At 68.0% G+C, this 13,155-nt stretch carries 15 protein-coding genes; 6 read left to right on the forward strand and 9 right to left on the reverse strand.

Annotation, left to right across the window (positions count from 1 at the left end; all coding sequences use genetic code 11):
- Positions 1-3 precede the first annotated feature (3 nt).
- The 3 genes from ABD284_RS04675 (at position 4) to ABD284_RS04685 (ending at position 2,845) form a co-directional block, all read left to right on the forward strand.
- Entirely contained in the window at positions 4-1,752 is a 1,749-nt protein-coding gene (locus ABD284_RS04675; protein ID WP_344141120.1) for a serine/threonine-protein kinase, read from the forward strand.
- Positions 1,753-1,897: 145 nt separating this feature from the next.
- Complete coding sequence (locus ABD284_RS04680; RefSeq protein ID WP_344141121.1) at positions 1,898-2,212, forward strand: transposase; 315 nt, start codon at positions 1,898-1,900, stop codon at positions 2,210-2,212.
- Positions 2,213-2,341: 129 nt separating this feature from the next.
- Positions 2,342-2,845 (forward strand): hypothetical protein, encoded by a 504-nt coding sequence (locus tag ABD284_RS04685; RefSeq protein ID WP_344141122.1) that lies wholly within the window; start codon positions 2,342-2,344, stop codon positions 2,843-2,845.
- Positions 2,846-2,878: 33 nt separating this feature from the next.
- Here the strand turns inward: ABD284_RS04685 and ABD284_RS04690 are convergent, their stop codons facing one another.
- From ABD284_RS04690 to ABD284_RS04715, 6 genes are all read right to left on the reverse strand, one after another.
- Positions 2,879-3,187, reverse strand: coding sequence for a winged helix-turn-helix transcriptional regulator (locus tag ABD284_RS04690; protein ID WP_344141123.1), 309 nt, complete (start codon positions 3,185-3,187; stop codon positions 2,879-2,881).
- Positions 3,188-3,233: 46 nt separating this feature from the next.
- On the reverse strand, positions 3,234-4,715 hold the full coding sequence (locus ABD284_RS04695) for a sensor histidine kinase (protein ID WP_344141125.1): 1,482 nt from the start codon (positions 4,713-4,715) through the stop codon (positions 3,234-3,236).
- Positions 4,712-5,389 carry a response regulator transcription factor gene (locus tag ABD284_RS04700; RefSeq protein ID WP_344141126.1) on the reverse strand — a complete coding sequence of 226 codons (678 nt, stop codon included), beginning with the start codon at positions 5,387-5,389 and terminating at the stop codon, positions 4,712-4,714. Before ABD284_RS04700 ends, ABD284_RS04695 begins: the two co-directional genes overlap by 4 nt.
- Positions 5,390-5,493: 104 nt before the next feature.
- Positions 5,494-6,291, reverse strand: coding sequence for an ABC transporter permease (locus ABD284_RS04705; protein WP_344141127.1), 798 nt, complete (start codon positions 6,289-6,291; stop codon positions 5,494-5,496).
- A complete protein-coding gene (locus ABD284_RS04710) occupies positions 6,288-7,199 on the reverse strand; it encodes an ABC transporter ATP-binding protein (RefSeq protein ID WP_344141128.1) in 912 nt (303 codons plus the stop codon). Before ABD284_RS04710 ends, ABD284_RS04705 begins: the two co-directional genes overlap by 4 nt.
- A gap of 376 nt (positions 7,200-7,575) precedes the next feature.
- A complete protein-coding gene (locus ABD284_RS04715; protein ID WP_344141130.1) occupies positions 7,576-7,779 on the reverse strand; it encodes a hypothetical protein in 204 nt (67 codons plus the stop codon).
- Positions 7,780-8,353: 574 nt separating this feature from the next.
- Between ABD284_RS04715 and ABD284_RS04720 the strand changes: the two genes are divergently transcribed.
- Positions 8,354-9,196: a DUF1963 domain-containing protein gene (locus tag ABD284_RS04720; RefSeq protein WP_344141131.1), complete on the forward strand. Its 843-nt coding sequence runs from the start codon at positions 8,354-8,356 to the stop codon at positions 9,194-9,196.
- A 511-nt stretch (positions 9,197-9,707) separates the two neighbouring features.
- Here ABD284_RS04720 and ABD284_RS04725 read toward each other — a convergent pair.
- A complete protein-coding gene (locus ABD284_RS04725) occupies positions 9,708-10,580 on the reverse strand; it encodes a S1 family peptidase (protein ID WP_344141132.1) in 873 nt (290 codons plus the stop codon).
- Between the two features lie 408 nt (positions 10,581-10,988).
- Here ABD284_RS04725 and ABD284_RS04730 point away from each other — a divergent pair, with 408 nt between their 5' ends.
- Positions 10,989-11,354, forward strand: coding sequence for a hypothetical protein (locus ABD284_RS04730; RefSeq protein ID WP_344141134.1), 366 nt, complete (start codon positions 10,989-10,991; stop codon positions 11,352-11,354).
- Positions 11,355-11,770: 416 nt separating this feature from the next.
- Here ABD284_RS04730 and ABD284_RS04735 read toward each other — a convergent pair whose 3' ends face one another.
- Positions 11,771-11,944, reverse strand: a complete 174-nt coding sequence (locus ABD284_RS04735) for a hypothetical protein (RefSeq protein WP_344141135.1) — start codon at positions 11,942-11,944, stop codon at positions 11,771-11,773.
- 275 nt (positions 11,945-12,219) lie between these two features.
- On the reverse strand, positions 12,220-12,876 hold the full coding sequence (locus ABD284_RS04740; protein ID WP_344141136.1) for a DUF998 domain-containing protein: 657 nt from the start codon (positions 12,874-12,876) through the stop codon (positions 12,220-12,222).
- Between the two features lie 66 nt (positions 12,877-12,942).
- On the opposite strand from ABD284_RS04740, the gene ABD284_RS04745 reads away from it, so the two are divergent.
- A complete protein-coding gene (locus ABD284_RS04745; protein ID WP_344141137.1) occupies positions 12,943-13,152 on the forward strand; it encodes a hypothetical protein in 210 nt (69 codons plus the stop codon).
- The last annotated feature ends 3 nt before the right edge of the window (positions 13,153-13,155 follow it).

Below are 13,155 nucleotides of genomic sequence, written 5' to 3' on the forward strand. Positions count from 1 at the left end.
GCGATGGACCCTCTGGAGAGCACTCACATGCCTAGCCCCCTCTCCCTGAAGGACGACGACCCGACCGAGATTGGAGGACTCCGCCTGATCGGTCGCCTCGGCGCGGGAGGTCAGGGGACGGTGTATCTCGCGGAACAGGCGCAGGGCGGGTCTCTCGTCGCCATCAAGTGCCTCAGTGCCGCGGGGCTGGAGGACCCCCGGATTCGGCAGCGGTTCGTCCGCGAGGCCGAGGCGGCGCGGCAGGTCGCCTCCTTCTGTACAGCGACCGTGCTGGCGGCCGACTTCGAGGCGGAATCGCCCTACATCGTCAGTGAATACGTCGAAGGCCGGTCGCTGTCTCAGCGCATTCGCCAGGACGGGCCCATGTCAGGCGGAGACCTCGGCCGCCTCGCCGTCGCCACCGGCACGGCGCTCGTCGCGATCCACGAGGCCGGCATCGTGCACCGCGACTTCAAACCCGGCAATGTCCTCTTCGGAGACGGTGGCGCACGGGTGATCGACTTCGGGATCGCCCAGAACACGGAAGCCTCTGCCACCCTCACCAACTCCCCGATCGGAACACCGGCGTTCATGGCGCCCGAGCAGATCGCGAGCGGGCAGGCGACTGCCGCTTCGGACGTGTTCGCCTGGGGCGGCGTTCTGGTGTTCGCGGCGACGGGCGCTTCGCCGTTCAACGCGGACACGGTGGCCAACGTGCTGCACAACGTGCTGCACGTGGAGCCGGACCTGAGCGCAGTACCAGACGAGGTGCGCCCGTTGGTGCGGAGGGCGCTGAGCAAGGACCCCGAAGCGCGGCCCAGTGCGGTGGATGTCCTGATGACACTGCTGGGCCGCCAGGGAACCCCCGCCAACCCGGACAGTCTCAGCCAGGCGATGCGTGACGCGCAGACCGCCGTCTCTGGTACCGGCGCGCCCGCGGGCGTGACGGCGACGACGGCGATGTCCCCTAACACGGGCATGCACCCGCATACGACCATGTCACCGCCCACGGACATGCCCCCGAACACATGGGACACGCCCTACGGGCAGCCCCCTGCCCGCAAGCCGGGCAGCCGGCTGAAGCCCTGGCTGATCGGTATCGGCGCCTTGCTGGTCGCCGGCGCCCTCATGGTGGCGGCGGTGATGGGCGCGCTGCTCGACAACATCCTGGTACCCCTCGAAGGCGGTGGGGGTACCAGCGAGGGTGGAAGCGACCCGCAGGCCGACAGCGGCGCCGCATCTGGGGCGGAGTCCGAGAGCGCCGGAGAGAGCACGGCGTCCGAGAACGCCGGAGACGCCGCGTCCGAAGGCGGTGAAGGAAATCCAAAGTCCGAGACCGTAGAGCCGCCTGTGGAGCCCGAGGCCGGGGAACCGGACGGCACGACCGTTGCCACCGCGCCTCCCGGGGTAGCCACGGACATCGACAACATCCAGGTGGGCGACTGCTACAACGACCCCAGTGAGGAAAGCACGGCGGTGGTCTTCATCGTCGACTGCGCGGAGCCGCATGATGCCGAGGTATTCGGGTTCCTCGAAGTCGACGGGAACCGTGCATGGCCGGGCGCGGAGACCTTGGGCGCGGAGGCGCAGGCGGGATGCAAGGATGACATGTTCTCGTCCTACGTCGGCGTCGGCTATGACTCGTCCATGTATTACCTGATGTGGTACACGCCCTCGGAGAGCAGCTGGGACGCGGGCGACTACGTGCTGACCTGCTCCGTCCACAACCCGGACGGCAAGATCACGGGGTCCGTAGCGGGCGTTGCTCGATAGTCCTCCTCAGTTCTCCGCGTTGTCAGCCTTCGACTTTTGAGGGGCAGTCGCCGCGGCGCGCGCCGTCCACGGCCAGGTGAGCTTCCCTGCGTAGCGCGGACACTTGAGGTGAGGACAGGCGTGATCATCAGGAAGGATGTCGCCCATGCCCTCTCCACACTCGCCCGAGCTCCGCCGCCGCGCTGTCGAGCCGGCGCGCCAGGGCAGCAAGTCCACCGCCGAGCTCGCCAAGGACCTCGGCATCAGCTGCTCGTGTTTGCAGAACTGGGTGGCCCGGGCCGCCGCCGAGGAGAAAGCGGCCGGCGAGGCCGCCCGGCCCACAAGTGCGGAAAAGAAGGAACTCGCCGAGCTGCGCCGCCGCAGCAAGCAACTTGAAGCCGAAAACCAGATCCTGAAGCGGGCCGCAGCCTGTTTCGCCGGTGAGAACGTACTCCAAAGTAATGTACTCGCTGGTCCGTGAATTTGCCGCCGACTCGATCCCGGTCGCGGTGGCACGAGCGAGTACACAACGCATCCGAAGCACCGCGTGCATCGGTTCCGCTTCGGGTAGGTTCCCGCAGAATGATCCCCCGACCTGCTTGGAGCGCCCATGGCGGCGAAGAAGGACCGGCCGGGACAGCGGAGGCCGACGACCGGTGAAGCCGCCGCCCCCGGACCCGGTGCCCGTTCCCGCGCCCCGTGGCACCTGTGGCCGATCGCCGGGATGATGCTGCTGCTCGCCGGCGGCGGCCTCTGGGACTACCTCAATCTCATCGAACCCAACACCGCCTACATCGAGGACCAGGGGTGGGGTCCCTCCGGGATCGCCTACTTCACCGATTACCCGATCGTCCTGCGCCTGCTCTGGACGACCGCGCTGCTCGCCGCAGCCGCCGCGCCGGTCCTGGTGCTGTTCCGCTCCCGATTCGCGGTTCCACTCGCCCTGGTCGCCGCAGTGGCCCAGGCCCTGTTGCTGGTGAGCACGCTCGCTTTCATGGACCGGTTGGCGACGCTGGGCCCGTTCACGGCGCTCTTCGACGCCGGAGTGGCCGTCGTATTCGCCGCCTTCTGGGGATACTGCCGCTACCTGCGCGCGCGTTCCGCGCTGAGGTGAACGCCCGAGTACGGGCGCCTCTCCGCCGCGTACTTACATCGAGGGGGACGCTCCTGCCCACCGAAATCCGTATCCGACCAAGTAGTTCTCCATATTGGCCACGTCTCTGAGCAGCTCCGGGAGTAGTTCGAGCATCCCGTTGTATTCCAGGCGGCGCAGGGCCTGGGTCAGGCCCCGCTGGGTCACACCTTCGAGGCGGCGCTTGATGCCGTTGAACCGGCGGGGCCTGTCCAGGACGGCCATCACCATCGCCGGGTCCTCCTCCAGCGGCGTCCGGTCGAAAGCGGCGGCGGTGAGAACAACTGCTGGCAGGCCGGTCGCGGCGTGAGACGGCGCCATCATGATCGATCTTCAAGCAATGCGGCGGGAAGGGGCCGGCCCTCTCACGTCAAAGTCCGCTGTCGGTCTGACCGACCTCCTGCAGCGGCAGGGCGAGCCGGAAGCGGGCGCCGTCGCCGAGGGATGTCTCCAGCTCGATGTCGCCGCCGTGGGCTCGCGCGAGGGATCGGGCGATGGCGAGCCCGAGCCCCGCGTTGGCGCCGCTCGTGCGGTTGCGGGAGCGGTCGGTCCGATAGAAGCGGTCGAAAACCCGGTCGGCCTGCTCCGCCGTCATTCCCGGGCCCTGGTCAATCACGTCGAGTACGGCGCGGTCGGCGACCGTGCCGACGCCGATGCGGACAGGGGTGCCCGGCGGGGTATGGGCGGCTGCGTTGCCCACGAGGTTGGTGGCGACCTGCCGCAGCCGGTCCTCGTCGGCGTAGACCGGGGCAGGGCCGGGCGGGCCGCTACCTCCCGGCCCGGTGAGCTCGATCTGGCGGGAGGGGGCGAGGGCGCGCAGGTCGTGGCGGGCCTCGCCCGCGAGCGTGCGCAGGTCCATCGGAGCCCGGTCGAGCTTGTCCTCGGGCGCCTCGTCGAGTTGGGCGAGTAGCAGCAGGCCTTCGGTGAGAGCGGTGAGCCTGGCAGCCTCGCGGTTGATGCGCTGCATCGTTTCGTCGACGTCGGCACGCTCGGGAAGAGCACCCATCCGGTAGAGCTCGGTCGAGCCTTTGATACCGAACAGCGGGGTGCGCAGTTCGTGGCTGACGTCGGAGACGAAGGAACGCATCCGTGCCTCGGACACGGCCCGGTCGGCGAAGGCTCGTTCGAGCTGGCCGAGCATGGTGTTCAGCGATGTCGCGAGGTGTCCGATCTCCGTGTTCGGCGCCGCGATGCCGGGGACACGCCGCGTCAGGTCGCCGCCCGCGATCGCGGCCGCCGTGTGCTCGATCTGGCGGAGCGGCCGCAATCCCCGCCCGAGAGCGAACCAGCCGACCGCCGTGAGTAGAGCGAGCAGCGCAGCACCGCTGACCAGGCTGGTTATCCGGAGGTGGGTGATCATGGCGTCGAGCTCGGTGAGCGGCGCGGCAGCGATGAACACCCCCTCCAATGCGGCGGTCGGCCGGGCGACGGCTCGCCAGCGCTGCGGGCCCTCAGCGGCATTCAGGGTGACCGGTGTCCCGTCGGTGGGGACCGTGTGTAGCGCGCCGAGTGGCGGCAGACTGGCGCCCTCCAGCCGGGAGGAGCGGATGCTCCCGACCACCTTGCCGTTCGCGTCCAGGTACACGCCGTACGGGACGCCGAACACGTCGAGCGCCGGGTCGAGGAGCTCCGGGTAGGCGGTGACGGCGTTGGTATCGGACAGGCCGGTGGCCGGTGCGCGGGAGATAAGCGTGGTGAACGAGCGCAGCTGGCTGTCGAGTTGGTTCAGCTGGTAGTGCTCCAGGCGGTCGGAGACCACGGCGCTGATGAGGGTCAGCCCGATCAGCAGCAGGTTCGCGGTGAGCAGCAGCAGCCTGGTCCGGAGTGACAGCCGGCTCGCCAAGTGCCTCACCGTCGCGGCTCCCGCATGACGTAGCCCACGCCGTGCACGGTGTGGATGAGTTTGGGCTCCTCGGTGTCGACCTTGCGCCGAAGGTAGGAGATGTAGGTGTCGACGATGTTCGCGTCACCACCGAAGTCGTAGTGCCACACGCGGTCGAGGATCTGTGCTTTGGAGACCACGTGCCCGGCGTTCTCCATCAGGTAGTTCAACAGCCGGAACTCGGTGGCGGAGAGGCGTACGGGCCGCCCCGCCCGCGTCACCTGGTGTCCATCGGCGTCGAGCTCAAGCGGGCCCACCGCCAGCACGTGGGCCTGCTGACCCGTGGTACGGCGAAGGATCGCGCGGATGCGGGCTATCAGCTCTTCCAGGTCGAACGGCTTTGTCACGTAGTCGTCGGCGCCGAGGGAGAGCCCGGTGATCTTGTCGGCCTGACGATCGCGGGCGGTGAGGAAAAGGACGGGCATCGCCCCGCCGCGGCGCTGCGGATGCTGTTCACGCAGCCGCCGGACCACCTCGAAGCCGTCCATGTCCGGCAGCATGACGTCGAGCAATACCAGATCGGGAGGCTCCCGGGCTGCTGCGGCGACCGCCTCGGAGGCTGTCGCCGCAGCAGTCACCTGGAACTCGGCGAAACGCAGCGCCGCGGACAGCAGTTCACGGACGGTGGCTTCGTCGTCAACCACCAATAGCCGCTCGGCGGCTCTCCCGGATGTCACGGCCCGCTCCGCTCCTTGCCTGCTCTCTCCATAGCGGTCAGGATACGAACACCTGGAACCGCCGACGGGCCTCACACATCACGGCGCCGGAAGACGACGAATGCGGCGGCCAGCACGGCGGCAACGCCGAGGCACATCCCGCCGAACCCCAGCCAGGGATTCGGGAAATCGGGGTTCGGCACCGTCTCGAGGATCGCGGCAGCGCCCAAGGTCGGCCAGAAGTCGAAGAGCGGCTGCACCCACGGGGGGAACGCGCCCGCGAAGCCCGGTACCAGATAGACGATCCCTACCAGAGCGACCAGAGCCCCCGCCGTAGCCCGCATGATCGCGCCGAGACCGACCGCGAGCACCGCGATGACCGCGAGGTAGAGCCCGCCGCCGGCCACGGCCGCGAGCACACCCGGGTCGCCCAACGCCGCGTGCGGCACGTCCTGCGCGATGAGCACGGCCTGCCCGAAGAAAAAGGCGGCGAACATCAACGCCGTGCCTGCGGTAACGGCGACGGCGGCGACCACCATCACCTTGGCCGACAGCAGTTGGTTTCTGCGGGGCGTAGCGGTCAGCGACGTGCTCATCATGCCGGTCGCGTACTCGGAAGTGACGACAAGGCTGCCCAGAACACCGATGATCAACTGCGCGAGGATGTACGACTGAAGAGTGAAAGAGGTCGGATCCCAAACGTCGCCTTCGACCATGACCTCCTGGTACTTCTGTCCGGCGGAGCCCATTAACAGCATCGTAAGGCCGAATCCGGCCGCGAACAGGCCGGCCAGCGTGTACCGCATGGAGCGCAGGCTGCGAAACTTGATCCACTCCGCGCGGAGGGTGCGGCCGAAACTCGTGCCCGCCGCAGTGGCCGGCGAACTCATACGACCCCCTGGTACTCAACACTGTCCTTGGTCAACTCCATGAAGGTCTCCTCCAAGGAGGCCCGCTGCGGGGTGAGTTCGCTGAGCGCGACGCCCTGGTAGGCGGCGAGCTTGCCGATCTCTTCGCTCGTCATGCCGGACACGACCAGTGCGGATTCGAGGCCTTCGCGGACGGTGGCCCCGGCGGCGGCGAGCTGGCGCGTGAAGGAGCCCGGGTCGGGTGTGCGGACGAGCACGGTGCCGTCGCCGCCCGCGCGCATGAATTCACTGATACCGGTGTCAGCGATGAGCCTGCCCTGGCCGATGACGACCAGATGGTCGGCGGTCTGCGCCATTTCGCTCATGAGGTGACTGGAGACCAGCACCGCCCGACCCTCCCGAGCGAGGGAGCGCATGAAGTCCCGTACCCAGCGGATACCCTCCGCGTCGAGTCCGTTCACCGGCTCGTCGAAGATCAGCACCCGAGGGTCGCCGAGCAGTGTCCCGGCGATGCCGAGGCGCTGCCGCATGCCGAGCGAGAATCCGCCGGCCAGTTTGCCGGCGACCTTCTCCAGCCCGGTCCGAGTGAGCACCTCGTCGACCCGGTGCCGGGGCAGGCCGTTGCTCACTGCGAGCGCCAGCAGGTGGTCGTACGCCTTGCGGCTGCCGTGGACGGCGCCGGCGTCGAGCAGCGCGCCCACTTCGGTCATCGGTGCGGGAAGCTCGTCGTAGCGGCGGCCACCGATGGTGACCGAACCGCGGGTAGGGGCAGCCAAGCCCAGGATCATCTTGATGGTCGTGGACTTGCCCGCGCCGTTCGGGCCGAGGAAACCGGTCACCCTCCCCGGTTCGACAGTGAACGACAAGTCATCCACCACGGTCTCGGGGCCGTACCGCTTGGTCAGCCCCTGTACCTCAATCGCTGTCATGGGGCCGATCCTGGCGGACCCGATTGACCGGTTTCTGAAAGCTTCTGAGAGAACTCTGAGAAATCCGGATCCCGACCGTGCACCGTCACCCGCCGACCCGCCGTGGCGGCGGCACGCTCACAGAAAACTCCAAACCCCGGTCCGACCCAATCACGTGGTCCCGGTACGGCTACCGCTTCCTGCGCCGCTCAAATTCCAAGGACGCAGTCCCGATCTCTCGCGCCTCAAGTTCTCCAGGCGTTTACATCGGCAGATGAGGAAGCGGTGTCGGATCGGATGCGCCTCGAAAACGCAGGGTCCCGGTGGACCTGGTCTGACCAAGCACCGACATCTGCGCAGTGTCGTACGGCCAGTCGAGCTTGTGCCTAGCGCGCGTCTATCGGGTCCGGAGGGAGAGTTCGTTGCCTCGTTGCTGGTCGAACCGCAAGGGCGGGGAGAGGTAGCTGTTGTCGGGATTGCTGACGTAGTCGAGGTAATCGGCCGATTCCTCGATGGCGTTCTCGCCGATCACGAGCGCGCCGCCGCGCAGTGTGGTTCGAGGAGGGCGGTAGAGGCTGAGGGCGCCGTCGAGCGGCACCATGTCGATCGGGCGCCGATGTCTTGGCGAATGGTTTCGAGTGCATCACCGACGCGGATGTCCACAAAGTCGGTCATGTTTGCGGCCTGCAAATTCTCCCGTGCCGGCCGACAACAGCCAGGGATCCGATATGAACGTTGCAGTGATCGGTCGCCGCGGACGGCGGAACCTCCCCGGGAATCCGTGAGAGCTTCCGGGCCCACCACACAACCGGCGGCGCTGACACTTCGGCCTACTGGCGGCCCGCCGTGTGGCACTGCCATTGGTGGGGAATCGAGGCGGAGGCCTCGGCGCAGAACGCGTCGAGCTCCTCGCAGCGCGCGTCGACGGCGGCCGGATCCATGCCTGTGATCGTCCAGGATCAACACACGGAATGCAGGAACTCAACGAAGTACTACTGGGCAACGAGGCTCGCCCCGGCCCCGTCGGCGCCCCGAGCATCCATTGCGCGGTTTCTTTCCGGATTTCGGCCTGGATCCGGCAGATGCCGCGCGATAGGCGTCGGCCGGTGGCGGTGATCACGGCCGGAACCTGCGTCAGCGCGGATTGACGTTGTGGCGGTGTAGCTTGACCGCCCATGGACGATCTGCAGTCACTCAAGCCTCACCTGCTCGAATCCGGGGTTCCCGAGACCGTCGCCGACCGGTGGCTCGGGTTGGCTCTTCCCCAACTGGTGTTCACCCCGATGGACGACGCCGAACTGCGGGCGGGAGAGCGCCCGGCGGGGTGGTACGGCGGGCATCCGCGCGTTCCGCTCGATGTCGACCTGGGCGACTATCCGCACTACATCGCCTCGGTCGACTGCGCTGCCCTCCCGCCCAGCCCACCGGGTTTGGCGCTGCCCGGTGAAGGCTCGCTGCTCCTCTTCGCCACCAGGGACGCGGAATCCGCCATGGAACACGACTTGTCGACCACCTCGCGCGCGGTGCTGCACGTCGGCGCGGACACACCGGTGCGGGAGTGGACGCTCGACGAGTCTCCGGAGGAGCCGGATCACTTCCGCGCCCCGTTCCCCCTCCGGTGCAGCGCCTACTGGAGCCTGCCCGACACCAGCCACGCCGTGCTCCTCCTCGACGATGAGCTGAACGGCTTGTTCTCTCCCTACAGACGGCAGTTGGCCAGTGCCAATCGGGCCAACAGGCGGAACACCGAGAAGTCGGTGAAAGGCCGCGAGGTGCTGAAGATGGGCGGATACCCGGCCAACATCCAGGACGACCCCTGCCTTATCTACGACAAGGCAGAGGTGCTCGGGCGACGCGATTGGTGCCTGATCGCCGAATGGGGGGCGAGCCTGTCGCCCGAAGGTGAGGACATCCGCACGTACTGGGTGATGTCTCGCCAGGACATGGCGGAGTTCCGCTACGACCGGGTGGGACAGCTGAGCGACCACAACGAGTCTTCCGACCAGATCGGCCTCTGAGCGTCGGGCGCCGCCGGGTTCTTCCCGCCGTCACCGCTCGATGCCCTGTTGAGGAGGTGGCGGTGGTGAGGTGGAGGCGCCCTCCGCCGAGCCGCCGGCGCCACCGCCGGTGGCTCGCCCGCCGCAGGCGCCGCGCCCTCCTCGGCCACCTGCGGCGATCGAGCAGCAGCCCAGCGAGGCCCGGTGGCGAAGGCCCCCACGGCCGGCCACGCCTCGCGGAACCGTCGCCCGCACCCGCCTGCGGGTCGCCGCCCACCGCCCTCCGCGTCGGGCGGCGGCTCCGCACTACACCGGAACTCCTCGTCCAGGATCCGGTGGAACCGCCGCGACGGCCGCGACCGCCGCGCTTCGGCGGTGCGCAGACCCAGCGCCACGCGCCCGGTTCCAGAACTCCCCAGCCCATCCGACCCGCGAACAGGCCCGGGCCAGCGTCTCGGCGGGGTGGAGCGAGTGGGGCGGGTGCGGGTGCGCGGGTGAACAGTCCGGCCGCGCGCCCGCACCCGGGCTCAGGTCAGCGGACGACCCGGGTGATCCACCGGTCGTGGGCGCCGATGCTGGTGTAGACGTCGGGCAGCGCACCGCACTCGGCGCCGACACCGCGGCTGTTCACCCCGACGACCCGCCACTCGCCGTAGACCCGGCGCAGCAGAGGCGAGCCGGAGTCTCCGTAGCAGGGGCCGCGGACGCCGTCCGGGTTGTCGGTGCAGACGTCGCCCTTGCGGACGCCCCAGGAGCCGTCGCCGTTCTCGTCCACCTGGCACCGGCGGTCCGAGGGCGAGAGCAGGGTGGTGTCGAGCTGCTGCAATTCCTCGGGCAGGTTCGCCGGGTCGTCGGTGTCGTCGTTGGACGTGTAGCCCCACCCGACCTGGCGCACTTCGGTACCGGGACGGGGGATGCGGCGCTCCAGCCTGACGGGCTCGACATCCACCGGAGAGTCGAGCTTGAGCAGCGCGATGTCCCGGCCTTCTTCATGGTCGGTGTAGTAGACGTAGTCCGGGTGGACCACGATGTCGTCGAGCTTGACGACGGTCCCGCCGGCGGTCCGGTCGTTGGAGCCCAGCCGGACGTGGAAGATGTCCGGGTCGCGCAGCTTGTAGGGGTCGGAGCCCTCTCCTTCGGTCACCACGCAGTGGGCGGCGGTGACCATCCACCGCTCGTCGACGAGCGCCGCGCCGCAGCCGTGGTGGTCGGGGTTGCCGTCCCGCTCGTACTGCAGGGAGCCGACGAAGGGGTAAGGCTGGTCGGCGGGCTGCCCTCCGATGATCTTGGGGGTGGGGGGCTCAGCCGTTTCGTCGGCTTGCGCCGCCCCGGCCTGGGTCAGCGCGCCGAGGGAGACGGCCGCGGACAGCGCCGCACCAGTCAGCGCGCGCGTCCATCCGCGCACACCCGTTCCGTTCGATTGAGTTGTCGCCGTTCGCACTGCCGCTCCGTTTCCTACCGCGCCTCCGGCGTTGATATCCGCCGGAATACCTCGGGACACGTTAGGGAACCGTCAGCGGGGAGCGCGAGTTTCTTCTTGCACTGTCATTCGGCGCATCCGGTGCAGAAATTCTGCATCGCAACCCCTGTGCCACCTACCTGCGCAAACGCGGCGCTCGCCATACCCTCCACACTTTCCCCACCCAAGGACGTGAATAATCATTCGCGAATCTCACTTCTCAGATGGCGCCGTTTTACGCACTTGACGCCCCGGGGGCCGCCTTGGTTGTATTTCGATCCCCGATCGGGAAAGGCTCGCCGCGGAGTCGACGTCAAAGCGCGGTGGTCACGACTACTCTCTTGGGAGCGCCTTGTGAAAAGTGGATTTCTGAAGTCGTCCGTGCTCATCGCTTCGTTCGCTGCTGCACTGTCACTTTCGGCGGCTTCGGCGTCAGCCTCGGTATCCCCTTCGGAGGAAGAACAGTCGAGTCCGGCCGCAGTCGGCGCGGAGGAAGCGCAGGCGGCGAGCATCAAGATCGTGGCGGCGTACGATGCTCCCTATCGCACCCGACCCTATGGAAGCAGCCACAAGATCGGCACTGTACAGGCCGGCACCCACATCTACATTCAGTGCCGACTCCAAAACAGCTACGGCAACTACTGGTACCGCACCGCGGGGGGTGACGCTTACACTTACAGCGGACACTACCTCTCCTACCCGGGGATTCCCGCCTGCTGATGCTCCCGGTTGCAGGTCCGGGGCACCAGAGCCCTGAGCGCCGTGGCGGGGCCACCCGATCGGCAGGCCCCTGATTTGCGGGAGTCTCCGGACACACCGACGGCCACCGCCGGATTCCGGTCTTTGCGAAGACAACGAATCTTTCGGCGGTGGCCGTTGAAATCACCAGAGCGACCCGAGGGCTCTGTTATCGCAGTTGTCCGGCAGAGCCCCGGAATTCTCGCGTTTTCAATCCACGACCGACAATGGTTAATCGCCGGTCCTGATCGCCCGGCATCAGGTTTATTCCGGCCCCGGCTAGGAGAGCTGCCGCAGTTCGGGGTCAGTGAGCGCTTTTCCAGGCTGGCCGAGGACGGCTTCCCGGGTGCGGGCGCGCGGGTGAATACTTTGGCCGCGCGCCCGCACCCGGGCTCGGGTCAGCGGATGACCCGCGTGATCCACCGGTCGTGGGCACCGATGCTGGTGTAGACGTCGGGCAGAGCACCGCACTCGGCGCCGACACCGCGGCTGTTCACCCCGACGACCCGCCACTCGCCGTAGACCCGCCACAGCGCGGTGGTTGCGACAATTCTTGGGAGCGCCTTGTGCAAGATGGTTTTTTGAAGTCGTCCGCGCTCGTCGCCTCGCGATATTCCCGCCTGCTGATGCTCCCGGTTTCAGGTCCGGATTTCCTGGGCGCTGATCGTCTTGTCGTAGTCATTCGATCGGCGAGCCCTTGACCTGAGGGAGCCTCCGGACACACCGACGGCCACCGCCTGGTTCGGTCTCTGCGAAGACAACGAAGCCCTCGGCGGTGGTCGTTGAACTCCGCAAAACCATCCGACATCCGCGCCGATCTCAGCCTTCCCCCGTGCTGCTTGCCCCATCAGCCGCCCGCGTCGTCGTGCGTGCGTCGCAGCAGGTGGACGGCCAGCGCGGTGATCCACGCCCAACCGATCACGACCGCGGTTCGTTGCAACAGTCCGCCGACGGCGGCGAGCGGTTCGGTCTGGGCGAGTCCACCGGTGGCCAGGAGGACGAAGATGACGAAGGCGGCGCCGGTCGCGGCCGAGTAGGCGGCCCACGCCCGCCGGTGCCAGCGTAGGAACCACCGGGCGAACGCGGCGCACGCCGCCACCAGGGCTGCGAATCCGATCAGTGAGAGAAGATCGTGCAGGGTGCCAAGCGTGCTGGCGTGCACGGGGACGGCCGGAGTGCCCGGTGGATAGCCGCCGACCGGGTCGGTGAGGAAGGCACCGGCCCCGAGCAGACCCGCCCCCCAGATCGCGATCAGCGACGGGCCCCAGGTCTTCGTTTCGTGTCGGCGAAGCGCGCGATGGGCTCCAAGCGCGAATGCCACCGTCAGCGATCCGGCGAGGAGGAAGTCCGCGGTCTGGACCCAGCCCGCCTCGCCCAGCGCAAGCGAGCTGACGGGATGGCGCAGCGGGTCGTAGTCGGGGCGCCGGAAGCCTTCGATCAGGAAGACGGCCACGAACAGGGGACCCGCGAAGATCCCTGACCGCAGCAGAACAGTCGTCGTCATGCCTCTATGATTCATGTCTGTAAATTTCTTTTGACACCGCGTGCTTGTCAAACTAATCTGACAGACATGGAACACGGCAGTGAGGACCTGACCCAGCGCGTCGAAGCACACGACCCGGCCCTCGGCCTGCGGGCGGCGGGCGCGCTGCACAGATTGGCCGAGCAGGTGGAAGCCGCGGCCACCGGCCACGCCCGCCGGCAGGGGTGGTCGTGGGAACAGATCGGCGACGCGCTGGGCATGTCGCGCCAGTCCGCCCACACCAAGCACGGGAAGTGAGGA

Source organism: Streptomonospora arabica (genome assembly GCF_039531585.1).
Classification (GTDB): domain Bacteria; phylum Actinomycetota; class Actinomycetes; order Streptosporangiales; family Streptosporangiaceae; genus Streptomonospora; species Streptomonospora halophila.